Genomic DNA, 25951 nt, shown 5'->3' with positions numbered 1-25951 from the left:
CCATGACACACTATGAATACAAGGTTGTTCCGGCACCCCGGCGCGGAGAGCGCGTCAAGGGCGTGAAGGCTGCAGAAGACCGCTTTGCCATCGCCCTGACGAACGTGATGAACACCCACGCCGCCCAGGGCTGGGAATATCAGCGCACCGAAACCCTGCCCGCGGAAGAGCGTGAAGGTCTGATGGGCAAGGCGACCGTCTTTCAGAACATGATGGTATTCCGCCGTCTTCACGCGACGACCGCCGCCGATCACGCGCCCGATATGCCGATGATCGAAGACAAGCGTGCGACGCAGGAGTCCCCCGTCACGCCAGAGCGTCCCGATGACGCACCCGCGGCAGACCCCGCGACCGCCAGACCTCACCCGGTCTTCAGCGCCCCGCCGCTGACGGCAGCAGCACCGCCCGTCACAGCACCCGTCGTCGCGGCCCCCTCCGTCACCGCCTCCGGTGACGAAACCGTGCCCGGACCGACCGTTACGGAAGACGACCGCCGCTGATCAGCGAAACGTGATCGCCAGCGCATGCAGGCGGTCGATGATGTCCGGCCCCAGCGCGTCATGCACCGCCCGGTGCTTGGCCAGCCGCGACTTGCCGTCCAGCGAGGCCGCCCCGATCACAACCTGCCAGTGGCTTTCGCCGGACCCGTCATCGCCGCTGTGACCGGCGTGCAGGTGGCTTTCGTTGATCACCTCCAGATGCTCCGGCGATAAACCGCGCGTCAAGGCGTCCCGAATGTCCGCGTCAAGTGCCATAATTTTCGTCCTGCCTCTTCTATCTGCCGCCCATGGGTTTAGAGTGCATGCTCCGAGTCGGAAAGGGACGATCCCATGAATAAAAAAGACCCCTTCGGTTTCGACATGTCGGTGTCGAGCAGCAAGAAGAAAAACCCCCGCGGGCGTCGGGGTATGTCGGGCGCGTCCGAAACCTCCACCCGCATCTGCGATCACGAAGGCTGCGAGGAAGCAGGCCAGTACCGCGCGCCGAAATCGCCGGATTCGATCGACGACTTCTGGTGGTTCTGCAAGGACCACGTCCGCGAATATAACCTCAAGTGGAACTTCTTCGACGGCACATCAGAGGCAGAGCTGATGGCCCAGATGGAAAAGGACCGCGCCACGTGGGAACGCCCCACCAAGCCGATGAAGCGCACGGTCGAGGAACTCGCCTGGGCGCGCCTTGGCGTGTCCGACCCGCACGAGGTGCTGGGCGAAAACGCGACCCGCAACCCCGGCAAGAACGGCGGCGGCACGCGCAAGCTGCCCCCGACCGAACGGCGCGCGGTCGAAATCCTCGACGCCAAGGACAGCATGTCCAAGGCCGGCATCCGCAAGTGCTACAAGGCGCTGATCAAGGTGCTGCACCCGGACATGAACGGCGGCGACCGCAGCCAGGAAGAACAGCTGGCAGAGGTCGTCTGGGCCTGGGACCAGATCAAGGCCAGCCGCAACTTCCGTGAAAAGGACTGACAGCGCACCTAGCGCCGCTTTTTGTCCAGCCGGGGCGTCAGCCAGTTACTCTGCGTGCGAGGTCCAAAATAGGTGGGGCGCCTCGCCGCCACGGCAGACTCTGCCCGCTGGGCGCGTTCCTTGCGCCAGACCTTGAACAGCAGATGGCAGGCGATCAGCGTCGCCAGCCACAGCGCCGCCAGCCCCGGATGGTCCACCAGCGTCAGCACGAACATCAGCGGCCCGAACATCGTGCCGTAGAACGGCAAGGCCAGCGTCCCGCCGATCAGCGTGCCGACAAAGCTGACAGCGATAATCCCGCGCAACGCGCGGATCATCCCCGTCGCCCCGGCATAGCCCAGCCACTGACGCCCCAGATAAAGCCCGCCCAGCGCACCAAGGATGCCGGAGGCCACGAACCACAGATCGGCCTGCGTCAGGCTGCGAAAGACCGTCTTGGTCCCGCCCATCTGCGCCACGATGAAAAAGCTCAGCACACCACCGCACAGCCCAACGACCACCGCCGCCGCGCACAAGCGCCGCTCGCCTGCCGTCGGGCGCAGGGGATGGATGAAGGTCTCTTTCATGCGGCAAATGGTCCTGTGAATGCGCCGTTACCCTTCAGCCTTACCGGACTTTCAAACCACCGTTAAGCACGTGGCGCCTGAACACATCGTTTCCGCGCGGGCGTTACGCCGATTGGAACTTTAAGCTGACACCGTTCAGACAGTGCCGCTTGCCCGTGGGTTTGGGTCCGTCGTCAAAGATATGGCCCAGATGGCTGCCGCAGCGGCGGCAGTGCACTTCAGTGCGCGACGTGAACAGGGACTTGTCGATCTTGGTGCCGACCGCGTCCGGCAGAGACGCGTAAAAGCTTGGCCAGCCGGTGCCGCTGTCGAACTTGGTGTCAGAGGGATACAGCGGCAGATCGCAGCCCCGGCACAGGTAGGTGCCCGGCGCATAATTCTTGTCCAGCGGGCTGGACCCGGCGCGTTCGGTCGATTCCCGCCGCATGACGGCATATTGCGCATCGGTCAGCATCGCGCGCCACGCCGCCTCGGTGCGCGTGACCTCGAACGTTTCGGCACGCAGTGCCAGGGGGGCGACGCTGGCAGCCAGTGTGGCGATCAGAAAGCTTCGGCGGTGCATGGCGGTCTCCTTGAATTGTTGCAACCACAATAACAGAGGCCCGGCCTGAACGCGCCCGCAGGATCGTTGCCGCACGGTGATGTGACGGGATGTGTCAACGCCCGGATGAAAAAAGGGCGCGCCGTCGCCGGCACGCCCCCATCCAAGCCATCGAAGCGGCGTCAGGCTTCGATCACCTGCCCGACGGCCAGCACATCGCCCGTCGGCGCGCCCGTGGTCGACCCGCCCGCAGGTTCGTCGGATATGGCCAGCGTGCCACCGGCAAGCTGCAGCGCCAGTTCCGCACTCACAGGAAGGGTCGCGACCTGATCCTGCGGCAATACGCCCAACGAGACCGGTGGATTGTCACCGGCAATCAGCCACAGCTCCAGCGCACGGCCATCGCGGGCCTGCCCGGCAGAGCGGTCGAGCGTCAGATTGCCCGCAGCCGCGTCGTAGCTGGCCTGCACGACAAGGCTTTCGTCCGCCGATGCGATCTGTGCGACATAGGTCGGCGTGGAAACATTGCCCCCCGACGGTGGCATCACGGTGGTAAAGACCCACAGCACGACCAGCGCCGCGACCAGACCGCCCGCCATCGCCGGCAGCAGCCCCATCCGTTGCAACCACGACCGGGCAGACGCCTTCGCCCCAGCGCCCGCAGGCTCGTGAAACAGCGTCTCCTTGATCCGCGCCAACACGTGCGGCGGCGGCGTCACCGGCGCGATGTCGTCCGTCAGGGCCACCATGCGGTCCGCCCAGAAGGCATATTCGGCCCGCAGGTCCGGGTCGACGCCCAGCACCTCCTCGTAGGCCGCGGTTTCGTCTTCGGTCAGCAGACCGAGGACATGTTCCGCCGTCAGGGCGCGTTCTTCGTCGCGATCAAACTCATCCGTCATGGGACAGACACTCTCTCAACTTCAACAGGCTGCGGCGCAGCCATGTTCTTACTGTGTTGAGCGGCACATCATAATGATCTGCCAGCTCCTGGTAGGTCTCGCCCTCCAGATAGGCGCGGCGCACGGCACCGGCCTTGTCTGGATCAAGCTGACCCATGCAATCGACGATCCGGACCCGGTCCGACGACGCGATGGCCAGCGCTTCGGGTCCGGGGCGGGCGTCCGCGACATCCGCCGCTTCGTCCAGACCCGCACCCATTTTCGCACGTCGCGCCCTCACCCGGTCCACCGAGTGGTTGCGCGTCACCGTAATCAGCCAGGTCATCGGCGACAGACCGTTGACCCGGTAGCGATCCGCGTTCCGCCAGATCTTGACGAAGGCTTCCTGCAGCGCGTCCTCGGCTTCGGCCCGATTACCCAACACACGCAGGCAGACGCCGAAGAGTTTCGCCGAGGTTGCCGCATAAAGTCCTTCGAAGGCCGCACGGTCGCCAATGGCCATCCGCGCGATCATGTCTTCGATGTCAGAGGTCGTCGTCATCTCACACTCACACTCACCAGGTGCCCTTACTTTGGCTCATCCGCACAAAAAGGCAACATATCCGGGGGCCATCCCTGCAAAGGGAGCATGAGTGTTGCACCCCTTCCCCTTGGCAAATCCCGCGATATGTTGCATCCCGCAGTGAACGAACGCGATCCGCGACAGCAAAGGCAGCAATCCCATGGCCGACGGCATGACCGATATCAACGCAACGCCGACCGAGGACATCTCTGTCCGCGATGTTTTCGGCATCGACAGCGACATGAAGATCAGGGGCTTTGCCGACCGCACCGATCGCGTGCCAGAGGTGGACAGCACCTACAAGTTCGATCCCGACACGACGCTCGCGATCCTCGCAGGCTTTGGCTACAACCGCCGCGTGATGATTCAGGGCTATCACGGCACGGGCAAATCGACGCACATCGAACAGGTCGCGGCCCGGTTGAACTGGCCTGCCGTCCGGGTGAACCTCGATTCACACATCAGCCGGATCGACCTGATCGGCAAGGACGCGATCAAGCTGCGCGACGGCGTGCAGGTCACCGAATTCCACGAAGGCATCCTGCCCTGGGCCCTGCGCAACCCCGTCGCCATCGTCTTCGACGAATATGACGCGGGCCGCGCCGACGTCATGTTCGTGATCCAGCGCGTGCTGGAAACCGACGGCAAGCTGACCCTGATGGACCAGAACGTGATCCTGACGCCGCACAAGTATTTCCGCCTCTTCGCCACCGCCAACACGGTCGGTCTGGGCGACACGACGGGCCTGTATCACGGCACCCAGCAGATCAACCAGGCGCAGATGGACCGCTGGAGCCTTGTCGCCACGCTGAACTACCTGTCCCACGACGCCGAAGCCGCGATCGTGCTGTCGAAATCGCCGACCTACAATTCCGACAAGGGCCGCCGCGTCGTCAGCCAGATGGTGACCGTGGCCGACCTGACCCGGACCGCCTTCATGAACGGCGACCTGTCCACGGTGATGTCGCCGCGCACCGTCCTGGCCTGGGCCGAAAACGCGCGGATCTTCAAGGACGTGGGCTACGCCTTCCGCCTGTCGTTCCTGAACAAATGCGACGAACTCGAACGCCAGACCGTGGCAGAGTTCTACCAGCGCTGCTTCGACGAGGAACTGCCCGAAAGCGCCGCGAGCATGAGCCTGGCCTGACGCGGCCAGAGTGTTGGCGTCAATCTGAACGCCCGAAGGAGAGGTCATGCGGCTGATGGGACGGATCGGAACGCTTGGCGCAGCCGCGGGCCTCTTGGCGCTCCTTTCCTGCGCGCCACCGGCAGAGCTGGGGGCCTATGACGTGACACTGGCGTCCAGCGGCAAACTGGCGCTGGTGACGGCCGTCACCCCTCTTCCCACGATTGCAGGGATCGAGTCCGCCGCCCTGCGCGACGCCCCCCGGCGCTGCACCGCCAAGGCCGCGGCAGTGCTTTACGAGATCGCAGCAAACGACCGGGACGCCGTCCTGCCCGCCACGGCCGCACTCCGCTTTGCGGGACGCTTCCCGGTCAGCCTCGACTGCTGACGGCAGCCTGAACTCATGACAGGGTGCATGACGCCCAGCGCGCCCAAGGCCTGCCTTTCCCACTGACCGGGGATACGCAAAACGGCGGCACGCGGTGCCGCCGTTTCTGTCACTACGTTTCGAAAGCTTCAGCCCTTGGGGGCCATCGTGGCGTTCGCCCACCAGACGATATCGTTCAGCAACTCTTTCGCGCCGCCCAGCAGGTGATCCTCGATCCCTTCGATCGGACCGTTGGCGCCCAGCGGATGCACGGCCATGAAATCGCCGCCGGCGATATGGACAGCACCGCGCACGGGGACCATTTCCAGCTCGACCGCGATGTTGCGCAGGTGCTCGACCGCGCGCGCAGCCCCCAGACCACCGTAGCCGATGACACCCATCGGCTTGCGGTTCCATTCCACATAGGCCTGATCCAGCGCGTTGTTCAGCGCACCGGTGATCGAATGGTTGTATTCGGCCGTCACGAAGATGTAGCCGTCGAATTCCGCGATCTTCTTCTGCCATGCGATGGCGGCCGGATCCTGGCTGGGGACGAACTTGTTGCCGCCCATCTCGTTGAACAGCGGCAGGTTGAAATCGCGCAGATCCACCAGTTCGGCGGTCATGTCGTCGCGGGCCTGCGCCTGCTTCAGCATCCAGGCGGCGGGTTTGTCGGCGAAACGGGCGTCGCGGGTGGACCCGATGATGACGGCGATCTTGGGCAGCGTGGCCATGATGAAACTCCTGTGTTCTGATCGCCCCAGACATGCGCCCGCACGCCGCGGCGCGCAATTGACGCAGCAGCACACAGTCTGTGCGCAATCTCACGCATGGGGCGGCGCTGGACACCGCAACCGCGCGCCCCACCTTGCCCCGGTGTCCACACAGTGATTTACCGATGCCATGAACAAACCATCCGACAACCCCGCCGATCCGTTCAAGAAGGCCCTCGCCGAGGCCACGAAGGTCATGGCCGACGATCCGGACCTGACCGTCAGCTATTCCGTCGATCCGGCGGGCCAGACGGGCGACAGCATCCGCCTGCCGCAAGTCAGCCGCCGGATGTCGCGGCAAGAGGTGCTGCTGGCACGTGGCACCGCCGACGCCTTCGCGTTGCGGCACAAGTTCCACGATGCCGCCACCGCCGCCCGCTATGCCCCGCCGGGGCAGATGGCGCGCGACATCTATGACGCGATGGAAACGGCAAGGATCGAGGCGGTCGGTGCGCAATACATGCCCGGCACCGCCGGCAACATCGACGCCAAGATCGGCAACGAGGCGCAGCGCAAGGGTTACGATCAGATCAAGTCCTCCGCGGATGCGCCGCTGGCCGTCGCCGCGGGCTATCTGATCCGCCATCTGGCGACGGGCCGCGACCTGCCGGCAGGTGCCGACAACGTCATGAACCTGTGGCGCGGCTTTATCGAGGAACAGGCGGGCGGCACGCTTGAAAGCCTGAAAGACACGCTGACCGACCAGAAATCCTTTGCCCGCTTCACCCGCCAGATCATCAAGGATCTGGGCTACGGCGACCAGCTGGGCGACGACCCCGACGCCCCCGACGACGATCAGGATGACGAAGCCGAAAGCGGCAACGAGGACGAGGAGCAGCCCGACAGCACCGGCGAGGACAGCGAAGGCGAAGAGGCCGAGGCCAGCCCCGAGCAGACGCAGGAAGACCAGCAGGATGCGTCGCAGGCGCAGGTCAGCATGGACGATTCCGCCGACGCCGAGATGGGCGAAGAGACCGAGATGCCCGAAGGCGAGGCCCCGATGGACCCGCCGCAACCGGCCCCCGCCTCTGACGCCGACCCCGACTACAAGGTCTTCACCACCCAGTTCGACGAGGAAATCGGTGCCGCCGATCTGGCGGAGCCTGCGGAACTCGAACGCCTGCGCGCCTACCTCGACCAGCAGCTGGAGCCCCTGAAGGGTGCTGTCTCGCGTCTGGCCAACAAGCTGCAGCGCCGCCTGCAGGCCAAGCAAAGCCGCAGCTGGGAATTCGACCGCGAGGAAGGCATCCTCGACGCAGGGCGTCTGGCACGGGTCGTGGCCAGCCCCACGACGCCGCTATCCTTCAAGGTCGAAAAAGACACCGAATTCCGCGATACCGTGGTGACGCTGCTGCTGGACAACTCCGGCTCCATGCGGGGCCGCCCCATCTCCATCGCCGCGATCTGTGCCGACGTCATGGCCCGCACGCTGGAACGCTGCGACGTGAAGGTGGAAATCCTCGGTTTCACCACCAAGGCCTGGAAGGGCGGACAAAGCCGCGAGGCCTGGTTGAAGGACGGCCGCACACCAACGCCGGGCCGCCTGAACGACCTGCGCCATATCGTCTATAAATCCGCCGACGCACCCTGGCGGCGGACCCGGCCGAACCTTGGCCTGATGATGAAGGAAGGCCTGTTGAAGGAAAACATCGACGGCGAGGCGCTGGAATGGGCCTACCGCCGGATGGTGAACCGGCCCGAGCAGCGCAAGGTGCTGATGGTGATCTCGGACGGCGCACCGGTCGACGACAGCACGCTGTCGGTGAACCCCGCCAACTATCTGGAAAAGCACCTGCGCGACGTGATCGCGATGATCGAAAAGCGCCGCGGTGTCGAACTCGCCGCCATCGGCATCGGCCACGATGTCACCCGCTATTACAACCGCGCCGTGACGATCACGGATGTAGAGCAGTTGGCGGGGGCAATGACCGAGCAACTGGCGAGCCTCTTCGACAGCGATCCGCGCAAGCGGGCGCGCGTCCTGGGCATGCGCAAGATGATGTGATCGGGCCTCGCCGGGCGAGACCCGATGCCTCAAAGGTGCATTTGGCTTCGCCAAATCACCGAGGCGGGCGTATTTTGAAAAAAGCGAGGACAGGAGCCGCATGTTTCAGAGCTTTGATGCGACGAGCAACCCGGGCCAAGGGCCGGACCGGCTGGCGGCGCTGCGCGACGTGATGCGGGCCGAAGGGGTGGACGGGTTTCTTGTGCCGCGTGCGGACCGGCATCAGGGCGAATACGTGGCCCCCTGTGACGAGCGGCTGGCCTGGCTGACCGGGTTCACGGGATCGGCGGGATTTGCCGCCGTGCTGGCCGACAGGGCGGGCGTCTTCATCGACGGGCGCTACCGCGTGCAGGTACGCAGTCAGGTGGCGGATGTGTTTACGCCGGTGCATTGGCCAGACACCACGCTGGCGGACTGGCTGTCAGAGCATCTGGCCGAGGGCGCGACCCTCGCCTTTGATCCATGGCTGCACACGGTCGACGAGATCGCCGGCCTGACGGACAAGATGACGGCGGCTGGCATAGCCCTGCGCCCGACGGATAACCTGATCGACCGGATCTGGACCGACCGGCCGGGCCGGCCTGTGGCACCATTCTTTGCGCAGCCGCTGGACCTGACCGGAGAGGCCTCTGCCGACAAGCGCGCGCGTCTGACGACGGGCGTGGATACCGGGGCCTGGGTCATCACCCTGCCCGACAGCATCGCCTGGCTCTTGAACATCCGTGGCGCGGACATCGCGCGCAACCCGGTGCCGCAGGCCTTTGCCATCCTGCACCATGACGGCCGAGTCGACCTGTTCGCACCCGCCGCCAAGCTGGCGGATCTGGCCGATCATCTGGACCCCACGGTGACGCTGCATGACCCGGACGCCTTTGCCGCGGCGGTGGCCGCCCTGCCCGGCCCGGTGCGGATCGATCCCAAATCCTGCCCGCAGGCGGTGCGTGACCTGATCAGCGCCGCGGTCATCGAGACCCCCGATCCCTGCATCCTGCCCAAGGCCCGCAAGACCGAGGTGGAGATCGCGGGCGCCCGCGCCGCCCACCTGCGCGACGGGGCGGCGATGGTGCGCTTCCTCGCCTGGCTGGACGCCGAAGCCCCGAAGGGCGGCCTGACGGAAATCGACGTCGTGACCGCGCTGGAAGGGTTCCGGCGCGAGACCAACGCCCTGCGCGACATCAGCTTCGAGACCATCTGCGGCGCGGGCGAACACGGTGCGATCGTGCATTACCGCGTCACCCGCGACACCGACCGCCCCGTCAGGCGCGACGAATTGCTGCTTATCGACAGCGGCGGGCAATATGTCGACGGCACCACCGATATCACGCGCACGGTCATCGTGGGCGACCCCTCGGCAGAGCATCGCGACCGCTATACCCGCGTCCTGCAGGGCATGATCGCGATCAGCCGCGCGCAATTCCCGCGCGGCGTCGCGGGCCAGCATCTGGATGCGCTGGCGCGCTTCCCGCTCTGGGTGGCGGGTCTGGATTACGACCACGGCACCGGCCACGGCGTCGGCAGTTATCTCTCTGTCCACGAAGGCCCGCAGGGCCTGTCGCGGCGGTCCACCACGCCGCTGGAACCGGGCATGATCCTGTCGAACGAACCGGGCTATTACCGCGAAGGCGCCTACGGCATCCGGATCGAAAACCTGATCGTCACCGTGCAGGCACCGGATGGCCCAGACGGGCGCGACATGCTGGCCTTTGACACGCTGACCCATGTGCCGCTGGACCGCCGCCTGATTGACACCGGCCTGTTGTCCAAGGCCGAAAGGGACTGGATCGACGCCTATCACGCGGATACACTGCAGCAGATCGCGCCGCTGCTGGAGGGGGCAGCGCGTGACTGGCTGCAACAGGCCTGCGCGCCGCTGTAAGCGGCGCCTTTCAATCCCCTGAATGAACGAAGGAATATCTGCCCATGGCCGATCACATCACCATTCGACCCGCAACGGGCACCTGGGTCGTCCGCGCCGGCGGCGCCGTCATTGGCGAGACCACGCATGCGCTGGAACTGATCGAGGGTGGACACGATCCGGTCATCTATTTCCCGCGCAATGACATCGCGATGACGTTCCTGGACCCCAGCGACCGCACCAGCACCTGCCCCCACAAGGGCCGCGCCAGCTATTATTCCATCGTCACGAAAAGCGGCACGCTCACCGATGCCGTCTGGTCCTACGAGGACCCGAAGGCCGACGTGGCCCAGATCGCGGGACACTTGGCCTTTTACACCGACCGCGTGGCGGTCGAGCAGGTCTGACACCGCCTCAGGAATGTTCCTCGGCGGCGCGCGCGGCCAGCGCGCGATTCATGGCCCTTAGGGCATCGACCTGAAACAGCGCGCCCTGCAGGACGGGCGCGCTGCCCTTTTCACCGATGGTGACCACCGGAATGAAGGGCTGCGCGCCCTTGTCGAAAATCGGCATCGCCTGTTCCAGCGTGGCGTTCGCGTCGATATAGGTGCCGCCTTCGATCATCTCCCAGCAGGCCTTGTCCGCCGCGGCACGCGGGTCGGACGTCGCCCGCATGACGGATCCCACGCGGAACGTTCCCAGCAGATAGGCCTGCGGCCCCGCCGCCAGATGCACGCCACGGCGTTCCAGTTGCGTCAGGAAGAACGACCGGTCCACCAGCCGTGATGCCAGCGCCGTCGACATCGACACGGCGACCATGACGGCCAGTCCCGTCTGCCAGTCGCCCGTCAGTTCGAACACGATCAGCGTCGTGGAAATCGGCGCACCCAACACCGCCGCAGCCACCGCCCCCATCCCGGCCAAAGCATAAAGCGTGCCGCTGCCAGACACCGTCGGAAACAGGCCCGTCGCGATGATGCCGTAGGCAAGGCCGGTCATCGCGCCGATCATCAGCGAGGGCGAAAAGACGCCGCCGCCCATGCGCCCGCCCATGGTGATCGCGACGGCCACGACCTTCAGCACGACGAAGATCAGCGCCTGTGACAGGATCAGGTTGCCGGTCAGGGCGGCACTCGTCGTCTCGTAGCCGACACCGATGATATGGGGAAAGTAGATCGCAATGCCACCCAGCAGTACGCCCGCCCCCGCGGGGCGCAGGCTGGCGGGGATCTTTAGCCCGAACTGGATGCGGCTGCCCAGATTGTCCGCCCAGAAGATCGCGCGCATCAGCACGACGGCGACCAGCCCGCAGACCAACCCCAGAATCAGAAACGCCGGCAGCTCGACATAGAAGCCCAGCACCGTGTCGCGCGGCAGGATGAATTCAGTGATATCGCCGAACCACAACCGGTTCACGACCGTGCCAGCGACACTCGCAATCACGATGGGGGCAAAGGCATGCACGGCAAAGTGCCGCAGCACGACCTCCAGCGCGAAAAGCGCACCCGCGATCGGCGCGTTAAAGCTGGCGGACACGGCGGCGGCCACGGCGCACCCCAGCAGGTCGCGCCCGGTGATGCCGTCGGCGCGGATCAGCCGGCAGATCGCGGTGGAAATGACGCTGGCCAGGTGCACGACCGGCCCCTCCCGCCCGCTCGACCCGCCCGTGGACAGGGTCAGCAGGCTGGCAAAGGCGGATGCGAGGCCTCTGCGGACCTCGACCCTGCCTTCATAAAGCGCGGCCCCCTCAATCACGTCGGCGACGGACCGCACGCGCCCGTCCTCGGTAAAGCGGTTCAGGACCAGCCCCACGATCAGCCCGCCGACGATGGGGATGATCAGGATCTGGTACCAGTGCAGACCGGCCACGAAGCTGTGCAGGTGGGTGGGGTCGTCGCTACCGTAGACCGTGCGCTGGATCAGGTCGATGCCCAGCTTGAACGCCACCGCCGCCGCCCCGGACGCGATGCCGAGGACGAGTGCGATGAACCAGAACTGGACCTGTGACGGGCCGCGCAGCTTCAACACCAGCCAGCCGCGCCGCAGGTCGTTGCGGCTGCGGGTCAGGGTCGGGCCGATCCAGCGCGGCTGCATCGCTTTCATGTGCTCTCCCTCTCTGGTCCTGACGGGTCCGCTGGCGTTAGGCTGCGACAGACACCAGCACAGGACCGCGCCATGACCATTCAGACCGCCATCGCCGCCCTCGCCACCCTTCTAGGGGATGGGCTGACACGGTCCAAGTCCGATCTGGACCTGCATGGCCGGTCCGAAAGCCACTTTGCCGACTGCCCGCCCGATGCGGTGGTCTATCCTGTGGACACCGCACAGGTCGCAGCAATCGTGCGCACCTGCGCCGCCCACGCCTGCCCGATCACCGCATGGGGCACCGGGACGTCGCTGGAGGGGCACGCGCTGGCCATCCATGGCGGCGTGGTGCTGGACCTGTCGCGCATGAACCGGCTGCTAGCGGTGAACGCCGCCGACATGGACTGCGTCGTGCAGCCGGGGCTGACGCGGGTCGCGCTGAATACGGCGTTGCGCGACACAGGCCTGTTCTTTCCCGTCGATCCGGGGGCCGATGCATCGCTTGGCGGCATGGCCGCGACCCGCGCGTCGGGCACGACGGCGGTGCGCTACGGCACGATGCGCGACAACGTCATGGCGCTGCAGGTCGTGCTGCCCGACGGGCGGATCATCCGCACCGGATCGCGCGCGCGCAAGTCAAGCGCCGGGTATGACCTGACGGGGCTCTTCGTCGGGGCCGAGGGCACGCTCGGGATCATCACAGAACTGACCCTGCGCCTGCGCGGTCAGCCGCAGGCCACCGCGGCCGCCGTCTGCGCCTTTCCCACGGTCGATGACGCCGTCGCCGCCGTGACCGAGACGATCCAGATGGGCGTCGCCATGGCGCGGATCGAACTGCTCGACACCGCCTCCGTCGCCGCGGTGAACGCCCATTCCGGCATGAGCTTCAGCCTGCAACCGCATCTTCTGCTTGAATTTCACGGCTCTGACGCCGGTGTCGCCGAAGATGCTGCGACCTTCGGCGAGATCGCGGCAAGCCACGGCGGCACCGGGTTCGACCGCGCGACCCGCACCGAGGACCGCAACCGGTTGTGGAAGATGCGCCACGATGCCTATTACGCGATCCTCGCCAGCAAGCCGGGCCACCGCGCCATCGTAACGGACGTCTGCGTGCCCCTGTCGCGCCTGGCACAGGCGGTCGCGGAGACGCAGGCCGACATCGCCGCCAGCCCGATCACCGGGCCAATCCTTGGCCACGTCGGCGACGGCAATTTCCACGCGATCCTGCTGATCGACCCCGACAGTGCCGCAGACCGCACCGCGGCCGAGGATCTGTCGCACCGCATGGCCCTGCGCGCCCTGGCCTTTGGCGGCACCTGCACGGGAGAGCACGGCGTCGGCATGGGCAAACTGGGCTACATGGCCGATGAACACGGTCCGGGCTGGGACGTGATGCGGCAGATCAAGGCGGCGCTGGACCCCGACGGGATCATGAACCCGGGCAAGGTCGTGCGGGGCTGACAGAGGCGGCTGGGCCAGCGCTCTGTGGCCCGGGAGAAATCTGGCTTCGCCAGGCCTCCGGCGGGAGTATTTGGAAAAAAGCGAGGACCGGAATCGGGCAGGCGGCCGGATCTTTCCGGCGCAGATGAATGGGAAAGGTGTCGGGCCTCAGGGCGCCGGCATCAGGGCACGGGCGGCGGCGCGAGCGGCGTCGGTGATCTGGTCGCCGGACAGCATCCGCGCGATCTCGTCGATGCGGGCGGCAGGATCGAGCGGGACCACGGTGGAGGTCGTGTCGTCTGCCGTCTGTCGCTTTTCCACGCGCCAATGGTGGCCGCCCAAGGCCGCGACCTGTGGCGAATGGGTGACGACAAGCACCTGACCGCCTTGCGCCAGGGCCGCGAGCCTGCGGCCCACCGCATCGGCGGTCGCGCCGCCCACGCCCCGGTCGATCTCGTCGAAGATCATCGTGATGCCGCCGGCACCCGCCTGTGACAGGCAGACCTTCAGCGCCAGCAAAAAGCGCGACAGCTCGCCGCCAGAGGCGATCTTGTTCAGCGGCCCGGGCGGTGCGCCCGGGTTGGTCGCGACGGTAAAGGACACGTCGTCGCGCCCCTCCGGCCCGGCGGGGCCGGCGGTCACCTCGGTGGCAAAGACCGCGCGTTCCATTTTCAGCGGCGCGAGTTCCGCTGCCATCGCCGCATCGAGGCGGGTGGCAGCGGCGCTGCGGGCGGCTGACAGGGCGTCCGCTGCGGCCTCGAAGGCGGTCAATGCGGCGGCTTCGGCGCGTTGCAGGTCCGCCAGACCCTTTTCGGAATTATCGAGCAGGGCAAGCCGCGCGCGCAGGTCGTCCGCGAAGGGCCCAAGCTCGTCGGCGGCCACGTTGTGCTTGCGCGCCAGACCGCGCAGGGCGAACAGGCGCTCCTCGGTCTGTTCCAGTTCCAGCGGGTTGAAGGTCAGCGCGTCCAGCGCATCCTCGACCCCGCGCTGGGCAGCGTCGAGTTCCAGCAGCGCCCGCTCGATCGCGGCCAGCGGCGCGTCAAGGCGTCCTTCGGCCCGGTCGGCGGCGCCGCCCAGCCAGCGGGTCGCATCGGACAGCTGCCCCTCTGCCCCCTGCACGCCCAGCGCCTCTCCGGCGCGAGCCACGTCAGAGCGGATCCGCTCTGCCGCCTGCATGGTCCGGCGGGCGGAGTCCAGCGCAGCCTCTTCCCCCGCCTGCGGGTCCAGCGCGTCGAGTTCAGCGGTCGCGTGGCGCAGATAGTCCTCTTCCTGCCGCACCTCGGCCACCCGCGCTTCGGCCGCGTAAAGCGCCTTGCGGGCGCGACCGAGTGCTGTCCAGAGGCTACGCACCGCGTCGATCTGCGGACCGAGACCGGCGTAGGTGTCCAGCATGTCGCGGTGGCCGCGCGGGTTCAGCAGGCCGCGATCGTCGTGCTGGCCGTGCAGTTCGACCAGCGTGTCCGACAGGGCGCGCAGGATCTCTCCGCTGACGCGGCGGTCGTTGACCCAGGCCGTCTTGCGCCCCTCGCGCGTGTTGACCCGGCGCAGCAGCAGCGTGTCGCCCACCGGCAGCCCCGCTTCCTCCAGCACCGCGCGGGCGGCGTGGTCTGCGGGCAGGTCGAACTCTGCCGTCACCTCGCCCTGATCGGCGCCCTGCCGCACCAGTTCGGCCCGGCCCCGCCAGCCCAGAACGAACCCGAGCGAGTCCAGCAGGATCGACTTGCCCGCCCCGGTCTCTCCGGTCAGCACGTTCAGCCCCGGCTGGAACGCAAGCGCCAGCCGGTCGATGATCAGCATGTCATGAATCTCGAGAGCGCGCAGCATCAGGTCATCCGCCGGGGGCGTGTCCCGCCTGTGATTACAACCATTCGCCGCGCACGACCTGACGGTAGATCGACGTCAGCCAGCTGTCGCCGCGCGCTTCCATCGTCAGGCCCTGCCCGGTCAGCAGCGCATAACTGTCCTGATACCAGACGGTCGACGGGAAGTTCGCGCCAAGGATCGCACCGGCGGTCTGCGCCTCGTCCGTCAGGCCCAGCGACAGGTAGGCCTCGACCAGACGGTGCAGCGCCTCGGGCGTCTGCTGGGTGGTCTGGAACTGTTCGACGACGACCCGGAACCGGTTCACCGCAGAGGCATAGTTCTTGCGCTTGAGGTAGTAGCGCCCGACCTCCATCTCCTTGCCGGCAAGGTGATCGAAGGCCAGATCGAACTTCAGGATCGACGCGCTGGCGTATTCGCTGTCGGGATATTGCTCGATCACCGCGCGCAGCGCCTGCAGCGCCTGAAAGGTCAGACCCTGATCCCGGCCCACGTCGTCGATCTGGTCGTAATAGGACAGCGCCAGCAGGTACTGGGCATAAGCCGCATCGCTTTCGGCCGGATAGAAGTCGAGGTAACGCTGTGCCGCAGCCCGGCTGTTGGGATAATCTCGGTCCTTGTGATAGCTGTAGGCCTGCATGATCAGCGCCCGCTGCGCCCATTCGGAATAGGGATACAGCCGCTCGATCTCGCCAAAGTAGTAGGCAGCATCGGCGGGATCGCCGGTCTCGACCTCGATCTCGCCCTTTTTATAGATCTCTTCAGCGCTGTAGGCGTCCAGCGCGCCCGGCGTCTTGCTGATCGTGCTGCCGCACCCGGCCAGCAGCGCAAGGGCGAGGACAACACCAAACCGTGCCCGCGCACCCGTGCCGATCAAGCTGCCTGACATGGAAAGTCCCCGCAAATTCTGCCTGTTGGGGATGTGGCATCCCCGGTTGTTCGTCGGTCTAGCAGAAAACAAACGGGGGCAAAATGCCTTTTGACCGGGTTGCATCAGTTGTGCGTCAATCGCGACCGTCCGGTGTCAGGCGACGGCGTGCAGGTCTGCGACCGACACACCGACGCCCGGCAGGCGCGCGGCAATCTGCGCGTCGCAGGTCACGGGGCGCCATGCGTCCGGGTGCGCGAACAGCGCACGCAGCAAGGCGTTGGTCAGGTTGTGACCAGCCTTGTAACCGGTGTAGCGGCCCAGAATCGGCAGCCCGGCGGTGTAAAGGTCGCCCAGCGCGTCCAGCATCTTGTGCCGCACGGGTTCGTCCGCGTGACGCAACCCGCCCGGCGTCAGCACCCGCGCACCATCGACGACCACCGCGTTTTCCATCGTCCCGCCTAGCGCCAGCCCATGACTGCGCATGTCGTCCACGTCCACGTTGCGGCAGAAGGTCCGGCTGTCGCTGAGGTTACGCACGAAGCTGCCGTTCGCCATGTTCAGCGTCTTGTGCTGGTGGCCGATGGCGGCATCGGGAAAGTCGATCTCGAAATCGATCTGCAGGCTGGTCGCGGGGCGCAGGCTGGCCCACGCGCCGTTGTGATCGACATGGACCTCGTCCAAGATCTCGATCGCGCGCAGGGGGGCTGCCATCTGGGTCAGGCCGGTGGACACGATGCCACGGACAAAGGCCGCGGCACTGCCGTCCATGATCGGCACTTCGGGGCCGTCGATGTCGACAATCACGTTATGGACGCCACAGCCCGACAGCGCCGCCATCAGATGTTCGATGGTCGAAATACTGACATCACCCTGCGTCAGCCGCGTGTTCAGCGGCGAGACTTCGACATTGTGCCACAGCGCCGCAATCCGCGCGCCCTGCCCCGCCGCGTCCGTGCGGACGAAGACGATGCCGGTGTTGGCGGCCGCCGGACGCAGCGTCAGCCGGGCGGGCGCACCGGAATGCAGGCCGCGGCCGTCGAAGGTCAGAATGGAACGCAGTGTCGTTTGCATGGGCTTCAACGCCTCGATCTTGATCTTGTTTCAGTCTTGCTTTGTTAACGCATCAGATAGAGGCAGGGCGGCGCGCCCGCAATTCACACATTGCAACGATCTGAAACATCCCTTCGCAGCTGCGGCAAGTCCATGTTTCACAAACGAAAAAGGCCGCCCCATGGGGGCGGCCTTGTCGCGTTTTTGTTACGCCGTAGGGCGCGATCAGTTGGCCTGGCGACGCAGGAAGGCGGGAATCTCGATCCGCTCCTGATCGGCATCGGCCTGCGGGTCGGCACGCGGCTGGTCGCGCAGGGCGCTGACCTGCGGTTGCTGGCGCGGTGCCGGCTGCGCCGGTGCCTCGCCCTGACCGGTCATGCGGTTGATCAAAGAGTTGATGCCGAAGCGGGGCTTTTCACCCTCGGCAGCACGGGGCGCCTGTTCGGTCACGCGCGGCACACCACCGGTCCGCGGTTGACGGCCGACAGCCGCCTGCAGACGGGCCATCGCCTCTGGCGTCGGGGTGCCGGGTGCCGGCGCGCGGGGTGCGACAAAGCTTTCAGACGCTTCGATTTCCGGCTCGGGACGGGGACGGTAGGCGGGCGGCGGCAGCGCGTCGTCGTCTTCGTATCCGGTGTCCTGCATGTCGGCGTAGTCGTCCTGCGGCTGCTGGCGACGGTCATCTTCCATGCTCTCGAACAGGGACCGCTCCTCGTGGCGCGGGGCGGACTGACGCTCTTCCTGACGCGGAGCGGGCTGGCGTGCGGCAGGCTGCTGACGCTCGTCCTGACGCGGTGCGGGCTGACGCTCTTCACGGGCGGTGGGCTGCTGGCGCGGTGCTTCGCGGTACTCGGGCTGCGGCGCACGGGCTGCGGCAGGTTCCTCGCGGCGCTGTGCGGGCTCGGGGTTGCGGATCGGCTGGGTCATCGACATCGACCGGCGCGGGACGGGCACATCGCCGGTCTTGGCCAGCGCATCGATACCGGTGGCCACGACGCTGACGCGCATCTTGCCTTCCATGCTGGTATCCAGGGTCGAGCCCACGATGATGTTCGCATCCGGGTCGACCATCTCGCGGATCTCGTTCGCGGCCTCGTCCAGTTCGAACAGGGTCAGGTCGTAACCGCCTGTGATGTTGATCAGAACGCCCTTGGCCCCCTTCAGGCTGATCTCGTCCAGCAGCGGGTTGGCAATGGCCTTCTGCGCCGCCTGCTTGGCGCGGTCCTCGCCCTCGGCCTCGCCGGTGCCCATCATGGCCTTGCCCATCTCGTCCATCACGGCGCGAACGTCGGCAAAGTCGAGGTTGATCAGGCCCGGACGGACCATCAGGTCGGTCACGCCCTTGACGCCCTGATACAGCACGTCGTCGGCCAGCGCGAAGGCTTCGGTAAAGGTGGTGTTTTCGGTCGCCAGACGGAACAGGTTCTGGTTCGGAATGATGATCAGCGTATCGACGACCTTCTGCAGGGCCTCGACGCCCTCCTCGGCCTGACGCATCCGCTTGTTACCTTCGAACTGGAAGGGCTTGGTCACGACGCCGACGGTCAGCACGCCCAGCTCGCGTGCGGCCTGCGCGATGATCGGGGCAGCACCGGTGCCGGTGCCGCCACCCATGCCTGCGGTGATAAAGCACATGTGCGCGCCGGCCAGCTGATCGACGATCTGCTCGATGCTCTCCTCGGCGGCGGCGGCACCCACGGTCGCGCGCGCACCGGCACCCAGACCCTCGGTCACCTTCACGCCCATCTGGATCTTGGCGGTGGACTTGGACTGCTGCAGCGCCTGCGCGTCGGTGTTCGCGACACAGAACTCGACCCCGTCCAGTTCCTTCTCGATCATGTTGTTGACCGCGTTGCCGCCAGCCCCGCCCACACCGAACACGGTGATGCGCGGCTTCAGGTCGTCGTGTCCGGGAAGGGAGAGGTTCAATGTCATGCTCAGTCCGCCTGTCTGTATGAGGGGCCCGTCCCACCGGGCAAATCGGTATTTGGGCTGATATTAACGCGTCATTGGTGTTTCGTCACCCGATATTGTCACAAAAGCAACAAAATATGGTAGGCTCTGCAGTCAGATCAGAGATATTTCGCCGACTGAACTAGATGTAGCGGCCCAGCGAAGAAACTCGCCAAGGCAAGACGCCGAAGTCGGCGTATTCCGGCTGACCCTGCAGCCGCGCTCTGTGTCGGATTGGGATGCCTGCCCGGCCGCCCCGCCTATCGCTGTCCTTCGACCTCTGTCGGGTCATTCCGGTAATTGTAACAGGCCCGAATCATCGCGTCATGCGAAAAAGCGTGTCCCGAACGACAAAAGGGCCCCGAAAGGCCCTTTTTCATGTCACGCATGCGCGAGCAGTCAGCTGTGCGGCGACCAGACCCGCATCCGGCGGACCGAACGTCACGTCCGGCCGCGCCGACGACACCACCACATTGCCAGACCTCGGCCATGCTCTGGCCGCGGATGCGCCCTACCAGTTGTCCTTGAACCACTTGACGGCCCGTTTCAGCGAACGCGCCGGATAAGTCTCGGCGGGGATGTCGAAATCCCACCATTCGTCCTGCGGGTGCGCGGCAAACAGCGCGCAGCCCACGGCACCGGAAAACGCAGGCCCGGTTGCCGCCTGCGGCAGACCCTGCACGCGCATCGGACGGCCCAGACGCACCTGCTGACCCAGGATCTTGGCCGCCAACCCGTCAAGGCCGGGGATCTGGCTGCCGCCGCCCGTCAGCACGATCTGCTGGCTGGGCAAATGTTCGAACCCTGCGGCGTCCAGCCGGGCGCGGACCTCTTCCAGAATTTCCTCGATCCGCGGACGCATGATGCCGATCAGCTCGGCACGGCTGACGGTCCGCCGGTCACGCTCCCAGTCGCCGGTATCGCCGCCGATCTCGATCTTCTCGCGGTCGTCCATGCCGGTCGCCACGACGCCGCCGTAAAAGGTCTTGATCCGCTCTGCCACCTGCATAGGCACCTGAAGGCCCATGCTGATATCGCCGGTCACGTGATCGCCACCCATCCGCACCGCGTCGGAATAGATCATGTGCTTCTTCATGAAGACAGAGATGCCGGTGGACCCGCCGCCCATGTCGATGCAGGCGGCACCCAGCTCCTGTTCGTCCTCGACCAGCGTGGAAAAGCCTGCGGTGTAGGCAGAGGACGCCAGACCCGCCAGTTCCAGATCGCAGCGCTTGATGCAGAAAAAGATGTTGCGGATCGCGGTGGCATCGACGGTCAGCAGATGCAGGTCGGTCGCCAGACGGTTGCCCACCTGCCCCCGCGGATCGGCCATGCCGCTGCGGTGATCGAGGGCAAAGTTCACCGGATGCGCGTGCAGCACGTCGCGGTCGTGGCCGAAATCCGGTGTCTCGCAGGACGCCAGCACCCGGCCGATATCGGCCTCGCTGACCATGCCGTCGGCGACATCGACAGCCCCGTCAAGGCCATAGGACCGCGGGTTGGCCCCGCTGAAACAGGCGATGACATGATCGACGCGGACCTCTGCCATCTTCTGCGCGGCCTGTACGGCGGTGCGGATCGCGCGCTCGGTCTCCTGCATCGCGTCGATCTCGCCAAAGCGGACGCCGCGCGACCGGGTGGTGGCGGCGCCGATCACGCGGAACTGCGACTGCCCCGCCAGCGCGCCGATCCCGTCCATCTGCGGCATCCGGCCCGGTCCGTCGAAACGCAGCACCAGGCAGGCGATCTTGGACGTGCCCACGTCCAGGATCGCGATCACGCCACGCTGCATCGCCGCCTTGCGCACGTTGCGCATCGCACGTTGTGTTTCGTAAAGGTCCCGCATCAGTTGTTCGCCCCTGTCGCCCCTGCGTTGCGTGTCGCCGCAACTGCATCATGTTGTAGTCTCACCGTCGGCCGGCCCGGATTGCGCATGTCCACGACCGAGACATCGCGCGCCAGCAGATCCTGCGTCGCTTCCATCTGCATCACCCGGTCCAAGGCCACCGTCGGTTTTTCCGTCGGCAGCATGATCCGCTGGCCCCGGTCCAGCACCATGTCCCAGCGCCGCTCGCCGATCCGCACCAGACCGCGCACGCGTTCGGCCACCGGGGCCGCCGTACGGAACAGGGCCAGCGCTTCGGTCAGGTCATCCTCTGCCCCATCCCCCGCGATCAGCGGCAGGTCGCGGCGCTCCGCCCGCTGTGCCACATCACCGGCAAAGACGCCGTCCGCATCGATCAACCGCAGACCCGCCGCGGTGCGCCACAGGGCGACGGGCTGGCGCGGCGTGATCCCGATCTCCAGCGCACCACCGTCGCCGACGCGGACAAAGACATCCTTGACCGCCGGCATCTCGGCCACCTTTTTGCGCATCGCCTCCAGATCCAGATCGAAGGACGAAACGGGAAAGACCACCGACACCAGTTCGGTCACGACATCGGCCAGTTCCTCGTCAGCGCCGGTGATCGCCAGACCCGTCACCATGAAGGCGGGGCGGTGCTGGATCGCGGCCTTGGCCTGCGTGTACTGCGCCACGATCATCGCGCGGTTCGTGTCATTCGCGGCCCAGGCCGTAACCATCAGACCCACCACCAGCAGCGGCACACCGACGCGCAGACCCGTCCGCACGCCCGGCGTCAGCATCCAGCGCTGCCAGCGATAGCCCCATTTGCTGGGGGCCGGATCGCGCACCGGACGGGTGCGCGGGCGTGCCGGTGCTGTCATCGTCCGCATGAGGCATCCTCCACCAGCCAGCGACACAGCGCGCCGAAGCTCAATCCCGCATGCGCCGCCTGTTCCGGCGAGAGCGATGTCGGCGTCATGCCCGGCTGGGTATTCGTCTCCAGCAGGATCAGACCGTCCATCCCGCGCGCTTCGTCCCAGCGAAAGTCGGTGCGGCTGATCCCACGACATCCCAGCGCGTCATGCGCGCGCACGGCGTAGTCCATGCAGGCCTCGAAAATGTCCGCAGGAATCTCTGCCGGCACCACGTGCCGCGACCCGCCGGGCTTGTATTTCGCGTCGTAGTCATACCAGCCGTCGGTCAGGATATCCGTAACCGTCAAGGCGCGATCGCCCATCACCGTCACCGTCATCTCGCGCCCCGGCGCATAGGTTTCCACCATCACGCTGTCCGGCATCTCGGCGGACAGCTGCGGCGGGCCGTTGGCGCCGTCGTGCACCAGATAGATGCCGACGCTGGACCCTTCATTGTTCGGCTTCACCACGTAAGGCGGCGGCATCACATGGCGCGACCGCACGTCGTCTGCGCTGGCGATCACGCTTTCGACCACCGGCAGCCCCGCCGCGCGGTACGCTGCCTTGGTCCGCTGCTTGTCCAGTGCGAGGGCCGAGGCGAGCACGCCCGAATGGGTGTAGGGAATGCGCATCCACTCCAGCAGGCCCTGAACGCAACCGTCCTCGCCCCAGCGGCCGTGCAATGCGTTAAAGACGACGTCGGGTGCGATATCGGCCAGCCGCGCCGCAAGGTCAGCACCCGCGTCCAGCTCCACCACATCGTATCCCTCGTCCCGCAAGGCCTGTGCACATTCGTGACCCGTCGAGAGTGAGACTTCACGCTCTGCGGACGGACCGCCCATCAACACTGCAACCTTGGGGCTTGTCCTGCTCGACATACCCGACCGCCTCTTCGCGGGTCTTTGCGACCCGTCTGTCATTATAAGCCCCCTGTCCGGGGGACCCCTTGGTGGGGCTTTTATGCATCATCGCGGGGGATGCGTTCGCCCACCCGCATAATTTCCCACTCTAGCGTGATCGCTTGCGAATCGTAAACCACTTTCCGCACGCGCTCGCCCAAATCTTCCAGATCGGCGGCACTGGCGCCGCCCGCATTGGTCAAAAAATTGGCGTGCATCGGGTTCATCACCGCACCACCCAAGGTTGCGCCCCGCATCCCCGCATCCTCGATCACCTTCCACGCCTTCAGATCATGGCTGTCGTCAGCCCGTCCGGTGCTGGAATGGCCCACAGGATTGCGGAACGTGCTGCCCGCCGTGCGATCCTTCGTCGGCTGCGTCTGGTCACGCTTGGCCAGCTGATCCGCCATCCGCTGCGCCAGCGCCTCCGGATCGCCCGCGGGCCCGGTCAGCGTGGCACCGATCAGCACGGTCCCCTCCGGCAGCGATGACGACCGGTAGGCAAAGGCCAGATCATCGCCCGCAAGCGTCACCGGCGATCCATCGCGCAGCACCGCCTGCGCCGCCTGAAAGACGTCCGCGACATAGGCGCCGTAACAGCCCGCATTCATCCGCACCGCCCCGCCGATGCTGCCGGGAATGGTGCGCAGGAACGTCAGGTCCACCCCCGCCTCTGCCGCGCGGCGCGCCACATGGGCATCCAGTGCCGCCGCACCCGCGGTGACCGTCGTCCCGTCGACGGCGATCCCGTTGAACCCGCGCCCCAGCCGGATCACCACGCCGCGCACACCGCCATCCCGCACGATCAGGTTGCTACCGACCCCCATCGGGAACACAGGCACGCTCGGATCGAGCGCTGTCAGAAAATCCCGCAGATCATCCACATCCGCAGGCTGGAACAACACGTCCGCCGGACCGCCGACGCGCAGCCACGTCAGATCGGCCAGTGGCCGGTCCATGGTCAGCGTCCCGCGGACGGAGGGCAGGATCATTCCACAGGCTCCGACCGCTTCGCCCCGCGCAACCACCGCATCAGATAGATCAGCGGCCAGCGCAGAACGCTCGCCCCCGCCGCCAGAAACAGCAGACCCACGATCGGCCCCTGCGTCCAGGTCACCCAGCCCAGCAGCGGAATGCCCAGCGCGATCATCACGTAGGCAAACCGCCAGTGGTAATCCTTGGTGGGCAGCAGGCCGCCCACGTTCACCGCGACCAGCCAGACCAGCGCCAGCAGCAGCGGCGCGCTCATTCGTAGATCTCCGGCGGCAGCGCCGGGTTCTGCCCCCGCGCCCGCGCGATCAAATAGCGCAGCGGATTACGAAACATCGACGCAAAGGCCAGCAGCCCGACCACCGCGACCGGCCAGCCGAAATCGACACCCAGCCACACGATCAGCACCGGTGCAGCGACCAGCAGCGCCACGCCCGGCACGAACTGCCGCCGCAACGGCAGGAACGCCGTGACAGTCGCGGCCAGCACCCAAAGGGCGGCAATGACCCCGGACCAGATCACTTGTCCAGCCTGTCGCGCAACCCGTAGGCCCAGGCGCTGATCGTGCCGGCCCCCAGACAGACCACCATGTCGCCCGGCCCCGCCTGCTCGCGCACCAGACGCTCCAGATCGTCTTCCGATGCCACGGCCCGCGCATGCCGGTGCCCGTGCCGGATCAGCCCCGCGACCAGCGAATCCCGGTCCGCCCCTGCAATCGGCTGCTCGCCCGCGGCATAGACCTCCGCGATGCCCACGACGTCGGCGTCGTTGAAACAGGCGCAGAACTCCTCGAAGTGATGGCTCAGCCGTGAATAGCGGTGCGGCTGATGCACCGCGATGACACGGCCCTCCGTCGCCTGACGCGCGGCTTTCAGCACGGCGGCGATCTCCACCGGGTGGTGACCGTAATCGTCGATGATCGTCACGCCACCCACTTCGCCCACGCGGGTAAAGCGGCGGTTGACCCCGCCAAAGGCCTTCAGCGCGCGGCGGATCTCGTCCTTCTTCATCCCCAGATGCCGGGCGACGGCCACGGCACTCAGCGCGTTGCTGACGTTGTGATCCCCCGGCATCGGCAGGGTGCAGCCCTCGATCATGTCGCCCTCGGCCTGCAGGGCCACATCGAAATGCGCCACACCCTTCTCGTAGGTCAGATTGACCGCCCGCACATCCGCCTGAGCGTTGAAACCGAAGGTCACGACGCGGCGGTCCGTGATCCGCCCCACCAGCGCCTGCACTTCCGGGTTGTCGGTGCAGCACACCGCCAGCCCGTAGAACGGAATGTTCGACACGAAATCCAAAAACCCCTGCCGCAGGTTCTCGATCGTGCCCCAGTGATCCATGTGCTCGGGATCGATATTGGTCACGACGGCGATGGTCGCGGGCAGACGGTTGAAGGTGCCGTCGCTCTCGTCGGCCTCCACCACCATCCACTCGCCCTGCCCCATCCGCGCGTTGGACCCATAGGCATGGATGATCCCGCCGTTGATGACCGTCGGATCAAGCCCGCCCTCGTCCAGCAAGGCCGCGACCATCGTGGTCGTCGTCGTCTTGCCGTGCGTCCCCGCAATGGCCACGTTGGATTTCAGACGCATCAATTCGGCCAGCATCTCGGCCCGCCGCACGACCGGCAGGCCGCGCGCCCGCGCCGTATCCAGCTCCGGGTTGCCGGTCTTGATGGCGGAGGAGATCACGATGACCTCCGCCCCCTCCAGGTTCTCGGCCCGCTGCCCGATGAACACCGTCGCCCCAAGACTTTCCAGCCGCTCGGTGATCGGCGTGGCCTTCAGATCCGACCCCTGCACCGTATAGCCGTGGTTGATCAGCACCTCGGCAATGCCGGACATGCCGATCCCGCCGATCCCCACGAAGTGGATCGCGCCCACGTCCAGCGGCAGTTTCGTCGGTGCCATCATCTT

General features: G+C 66.3%; 26 protein-coding genes. 8 read left to right on the top strand and 18 right to left on the bottom strand.

Going from position 1 to position 25951, the window contains the following annotated elements; genetic code table 11:
* The first annotated feature begins 2 nt into the window (after window positions 1–2).
* Window positions 3–500, top strand: coding sequence for a DUF4177 domain-containing protein (locus GLR48_RS10740; protein WP_237061264.1), 498 nt, complete (start codon window positions 3–5; stop codon window positions 498–500).
* Here GLR48_RS10740 and GLR48_RS10735 read toward each other — a convergent pair whose 3' ends face one another.
* Window positions 501–755 (bottom strand): BolA family protein, encoded by a 255-nt coding sequence (locus GLR48_RS10735; protein WP_237061262.1) that lies wholly within the window; start codon window positions 753–755, stop codon window positions 501–503.
* Window positions 756–830: 75 nt separating this feature from the next.
* Between GLR48_RS10735 and GLR48_RS10730 the strand changes: the two genes are divergently transcribed.
* Window positions 831–1469 carry a J domain-containing protein gene (locus GLR48_RS10730; RefSeq protein ID WP_237061260.1) on the top strand — a complete coding sequence of 213 codons (639 nt, stop codon included), beginning with the start codon at window positions 831–833 and terminating at the stop codon, window positions 1467–1469.
* A gap of 8 nt (window positions 1470–1477) precedes the next feature.
* Here GLR48_RS10730 and GLR48_RS10725 read toward each other — a convergent pair whose 3' ends face one another.
* From GLR48_RS10725 to GLR48_RS10710, 4 genes are all read right to left on the bottom strand, one after another.
* Window positions 1478–2035, bottom strand: a complete 558-nt coding sequence (locus GLR48_RS10725; RefSeq protein WP_237061259.1) for a hypothetical protein — start codon at window positions 2033–2035, stop codon at window positions 1478–1480.
* 103 nt (window positions 2036–2138) lie between these two features.
* On the bottom strand, window positions 2139–2597 hold the full coding sequence (gene msrB, locus GLR48_RS10720) for a peptide-methionine (R)-S-oxide reductase MsrB (RefSeq protein WP_237061258.1): 459 nt from the start codon (window positions 2595–2597) through the stop codon (window positions 2139–2141).
* Between the two features lie 161 nt (window positions 2598–2758).
* Window positions 2759–3475 carry an anti-sigma factor gene (locus tag GLR48_RS10715; protein ID WP_237061257.1) on the bottom strand — a complete coding sequence of 239 codons (717 nt, stop codon included), beginning with the start codon at window positions 3473–3475 and terminating at the stop codon, window positions 2759–2761.
* Window positions 3465–4016 carry a sigma-70 family RNA polymerase sigma factor gene (locus GLR48_RS10710; RefSeq protein WP_237061256.1) on the bottom strand — a complete coding sequence of 184 codons (552 nt, stop codon included), beginning with the start codon at window positions 4014–4016 and terminating at the stop codon, window positions 3465–3467. The genes GLR48_RS10715 and GLR48_RS10710 overlap by 11 nt, the downstream gene beginning before the upstream one ends.
* Window positions 4017–4197: 181 nt before the next feature.
* Here GLR48_RS10710 and cobS point away from each other — a divergent pair, with 181 nt between their 5' ends.
* Window positions 4198–5184 (top strand): cobaltochelatase subunit CobS, encoded by a 987-nt coding sequence (gene cobS, locus GLR48_RS10705; protein WP_237061255.1) that lies wholly within the window; start codon window positions 4198–4200, stop codon window positions 5182–5184.
* A 46-nt stretch (window positions 5185–5230) separates the two neighbouring features.
* Window positions 5231–5551 carry a hypothetical protein gene (locus GLR48_RS10700; protein ID WP_237061254.1) on the top strand — a complete coding sequence of 107 codons (321 nt, stop codon included), beginning with the start codon at window positions 5231–5233 and terminating at the stop codon, window positions 5549–5551.
* Window positions 5552–5679: 128 nt separating this feature from the next.
* Here GLR48_RS10700 and GLR48_RS10695 read toward each other — a convergent pair whose 3' ends face one another.
* Window positions 5680–6264, bottom strand: coding sequence for an NADPH-dependent FMN reductase (locus GLR48_RS10695; protein WP_237061252.1), 585 nt, complete (start codon window positions 6262–6264; stop codon window positions 5680–5682).
* Window positions 6265–6433: 169 nt separating this feature from the next.
* On the opposite strand from GLR48_RS10695, the gene cobT reads away from it, so the two are divergent.
* From cobT to GLR48_RS10680, 3 genes are all read left to right on the top strand, one after another.
* Entirely contained in the window at window positions 6434–8308 is a 1875-nt protein-coding gene (gene cobT, locus GLR48_RS10690) for a cobaltochelatase subunit CobT (protein WP_237061251.1), read from the top strand.
* Between the two features lie 100 nt (window positions 8309–8408).
* The gene (locus GLR48_RS10685) at window positions 8409–10184 is read left to right on the top strand and encodes an aminopeptidase P family protein (protein WP_237061250.1); all 1776 of its coding nucleotides are present in this window, start codon (window positions 8409–8411) and stop codon (window positions 10182–10184) included.
* Between the two features lie 44 nt (window positions 10185–10228).
* Window positions 10229–10570 carry a DUF427 domain-containing protein gene (locus GLR48_RS10680; RefSeq protein ID WP_237061249.1) on the top strand — a complete coding sequence of 114 codons (342 nt, stop codon included), beginning with the start codon at window positions 10229–10231 and terminating at the stop codon, window positions 10568–10570.
* Window positions 10571–10577: 7 nt separating this feature from the next.
* Here the strand turns inward: GLR48_RS10680 and GLR48_RS10675 are convergent, their stop codons facing one another.
* Window positions 10578–12257: a chloride channel protein gene (locus tag GLR48_RS10675; protein WP_237064517.1), complete on the bottom strand. Its 1680-nt coding sequence runs from the start codon at window positions 12255–12257 to the stop codon at window positions 10578–10580.
* Between the two features lie 81 nt (window positions 12258–12338).
* On the opposite strand from GLR48_RS10675, the gene GLR48_RS10670 reads away from it, so the two are divergent.
* The gene (locus GLR48_RS10670) at window positions 12339–13709 is read left to right on the top strand and encodes an FAD-binding oxidoreductase (protein ID WP_237061246.1); all 1371 of its coding nucleotides are present in this window, start codon (window positions 12339–12341) and stop codon (window positions 13707–13709) included.
* Window positions 13710–13856: 147 nt separating this feature from the next.
* On the opposite strand, the gene recN is transcribed toward GLR48_RS10670, so the two are convergent.
* The 11 genes from recN to murC all read right to left on the bottom strand — a co-directional run bounded on the left by recN (window position 13857) and on the right by murC (window position 25948).
* Complete coding sequence (gene recN, locus GLR48_RS10665) at window positions 13857–15512, bottom strand: DNA repair protein RecN (RefSeq protein ID WP_237061245.1); 1656 nt, start codon at window positions 15510–15512, stop codon at window positions 13857–13859.
* A gap of 34 nt (window positions 15513–15546) precedes the next feature.
* Window positions 15547–16398 (bottom strand): outer membrane protein assembly factor BamD, encoded by an 852-nt coding sequence (locus GLR48_RS10660; protein ID WP_237061243.1) that lies wholly within the window; start codon window positions 16396–16398, stop codon window positions 15547–15549.
* A 135-nt stretch (window positions 16399–16533) separates the two neighbouring features.
* Entirely contained in the window at window positions 16534–17451 is a 918-nt protein-coding gene (gene lpxC, locus GLR48_RS10655) for a UDP-3-O-acyl-N-acetylglucosamine deacetylase (protein WP_237061241.1), read from the bottom strand.
* Between the two features lie 204 nt (window positions 17452–17655).
* Complete coding sequence (gene ftsZ / locus GLR48_RS10650; protein WP_237061240.1) at window positions 17656–19365, bottom strand: cell division protein FtsZ; 1710 nt, start codon at window positions 19363–19365, stop codon at window positions 17656–17658.
* 529 nt (window positions 19366–19894) lie between these two features.
* A complete protein-coding gene (ftsA, locus tag GLR48_RS10645) occupies window positions 19895–21229 on the bottom strand; it encodes a cell division protein FtsA (protein WP_237061239.1) in 1335 nt (444 codons plus the stop codon).
* Complete coding sequence (locus GLR48_RS10640) at window positions 21229–22119, bottom strand: cell division protein FtsQ/DivIB (RefSeq protein WP_237061238.1); 891 nt, start codon at window positions 22117–22119, stop codon at window positions 21229–21231. Before GLR48_RS10640 ends, ftsA begins: the two co-directional genes overlap by 1 nt.
* Window positions 22107–23021, bottom strand: a complete 915-nt coding sequence (locus GLR48_RS10635) for a D-alanine--D-alanine ligase (RefSeq protein ID WP_237061237.1) — start codon at window positions 23019–23021, stop codon at window positions 22107–22109. The genes GLR48_RS10640 and GLR48_RS10635 overlap by 13 nt, the downstream gene beginning before the upstream one ends.
* Window positions 23022–23101: 80 nt before the next feature.
* Entirely contained in the window at window positions 23102–24034 is a 933-nt protein-coding gene (murB, locus tag GLR48_RS10630; RefSeq protein WP_237061227.1) for a UDP-N-acetylmuramate dehydrogenase, read from the bottom strand.
* Window positions 24031–24291, bottom strand: a complete 261-nt coding sequence (locus GLR48_RS10625) for a DUF2484 family protein (RefSeq protein ID WP_237061226.1) — start codon at window positions 24289–24291, stop codon at window positions 24031–24033. Before GLR48_RS10625 ends, murB begins: the two co-directional genes overlap by 4 nt.
* Window positions 24288–24554 carry a DUF2484 family protein gene (locus GLR48_RS10620; RefSeq protein WP_237061225.1) on the bottom strand — a complete coding sequence of 89 codons (267 nt, stop codon included), beginning with the start codon at window positions 24552–24554 and terminating at the stop codon, window positions 24288–24290. The genes GLR48_RS10625 and GLR48_RS10620 overlap by 4 nt, the downstream gene beginning before the upstream one ends.
* Window positions 24551–25948 (bottom strand): UDP-N-acetylmuramate--L-alanine ligase, encoded by a 1398-nt coding sequence (gene murC / locus GLR48_RS10615; RefSeq protein ID WP_442915837.1) that lies wholly within the window; start codon window positions 25946–25948, stop codon window positions 24551–24553. The genes GLR48_RS10620 and murC overlap by 4 nt, the downstream gene beginning before the upstream one ends.
* Window positions 25949–25951: the final 3 nt, after the last annotated feature.

The organism is Loktanella sp. M215, assembly GCF_021735925.1.
Classification (GTDB): domain Bacteria; phylum Pseudomonadota; class Alphaproteobacteria; order Rhodobacterales; family Rhodobacteraceae; genus Loktanella.
The sequence above is the reverse complement of the archived record's forward strand: the minus strand, read 5'-3'. Positions and strand labels throughout refer to the sequence as shown.

What these genes read in the sequence shown, in the direction of transcription:
- GLR48_RS10740 (WP_237061264.1), top strand. Translation starts at nt 3, where the DNA reads ATGACACACTATGAATACAAGGTTGTTCCGGCACCCCGGCGCGGAGAG.
- GLR48_RS10735 (WP_237061262.1), bottom strand. Translation starts at nt 755, where the DNA reads ATGGCACTTGACGCGGACATTCGGGACGCCTTGACGCGCGGTTTATCG.
- GLR48_RS10730 (WP_237061260.1), top strand. Translation starts at nt 831, where the DNA reads ATGAATAAAAAAGACCCCTTCGGTTTCGACATGTCGGTGTCGAGCAGC.
- GLR48_RS10725 (WP_237061259.1), bottom strand. Translation starts at nt 2,035, where the DNA reads ATGAAAGAGACCTTCATCCATCCCCTGCGCCCGACGGCAGGCGAGCGG.
- msrB (WP_237061258.1), bottom strand. Translation starts at nt 2,597, where the DNA reads ATGCACCGCCGAAGCTTTCTGATCGCCACACTGGCTGCCAGCGTCGCC.
- GLR48_RS10715 (WP_237061257.1), bottom strand. Translation starts at nt 3,475, where the DNA reads ATGACGGATGAGTTTGATCGCGACGAAGAACGCGCCCTGACGGCGGAA.
- GLR48_RS10710 (WP_237061256.1), bottom strand. Translation starts at nt 4,016, where the DNA reads ATGACGACGACCTCTGACATCGAAGACATGATCGCGCGGATGGCCATT.
- cobS (WP_237061255.1), top strand. Translation starts at nt 4,198, where the DNA reads ATGGCCGACGGCATGACCGATATCAACGCAACGCCGACCGAGGACATC.
- GLR48_RS10700 (WP_237061254.1), top strand. Translation starts at nt 5,231, where the DNA reads ATGCGGCTGATGGGACGGATCGGAACGCTTGGCGCAGCCGCGGGCCTC.
- GLR48_RS10695 (WP_237061252.1), bottom strand. Translation starts at nt 6,264, where the DNA reads ATGGCCACGCTGCCCAAGATCGCCGTCATCATCGGGTCCACCCGCGAC.
- cobT (WP_237061251.1), top strand. Translation starts at nt 6,434, where the DNA reads ATGAACAAACCATCCGACAACCCCGCCGATCCGTTCAAGAAGGCCCTC.
- GLR48_RS10685 (WP_237061250.1), top strand. Translation starts at nt 8,409, where the DNA reads ATGTTTCAGAGCTTTGATGCGACGAGCAACCCGGGCCAAGGGCCGGAC.
- GLR48_RS10680 (WP_237061249.1), top strand. Translation starts at nt 10,229, where the DNA reads ATGGCCGATCACATCACCATTCGACCCGCAACGGGCACCTGGGTCGTC.
- GLR48_RS10675 (WP_237064517.1), bottom strand. Translation starts at nt 12,257, where the DNA reads ATGCAGCCGCGCTGGATCGGCCCGACCCTGACCCGCAGCCGCAACGAC.
- GLR48_RS10670 (WP_237061246.1), top strand. Translation starts at nt 12,339, where the DNA reads ATGACCATTCAGACCGCCATCGCCGCCCTCGCCACCCTTCTAGGGGAT.
- recN (WP_237061245.1), bottom strand. Translation starts at nt 15,512, where the DNA reads ATGCTGCGCGCTCTCGAGATTCATGACATGCTGATCATCGACCGGCTG.
- GLR48_RS10660 (WP_237061243.1), bottom strand. Translation starts at nt 16,398, where the DNA reads ATGTCAGGCAGCTTGATCGGCACGGGTGCGCGGGCACGGTTTGGTGTT.
- lpxC (WP_237061241.1), bottom strand. Translation starts at nt 17,451, where the DNA reads ATGCAAACGACACTGCGTTCCATTCTGACCTTCGACGGCCGCGGCCTG.
- ftsZ (WP_237061240.1), bottom strand. Translation starts at nt 19,365, where the DNA reads ATGACATTGAACCTCTCCCTTCCCGGACACGACGACCTGAAGCCGCGC.
- ftsA (WP_237061239.1), bottom strand. Translation starts at nt 21,229, where the DNA reads ATGCGGGACCTTTACGAAACACAACGTGCGATGCGCAACGTGCGCAAG.
- GLR48_RS10640 (WP_237061238.1), bottom strand. Translation starts at nt 22,119, where the DNA reads ATGCGGACGATGACAGCACCGGCACGCCCGCGCACCCGTCCGGTGCGC.
- GLR48_RS10635 (WP_237061237.1), bottom strand. Translation starts at nt 23,021, where the DNA reads ATGTCGAGCAGGACAAGCCCCAAGGTTGCAGTGTTGATGGGCGGTCCG.
- murB (WP_237061227.1), bottom strand. Translation starts at nt 24,034, where the DNA reads ATGATCCTGCCCTCCGTCCGCGGGACGCTGACCATGGACCGGCCACTG.
- GLR48_RS10625 (WP_237061226.1), bottom strand. Translation starts at nt 24,291, where the DNA reads ATGAGCGCGCCGCTGCTGCTGGCGCTGGTCTGGCTGGTCGCGGTGAAC.
- murC (WP_442915837.1), bottom strand. Translation starts at nt 25,948, where the DNA reads ATGATGGCACCGACGAAACTGCCGCTGGACGTGGGCGCGATCCACTTC.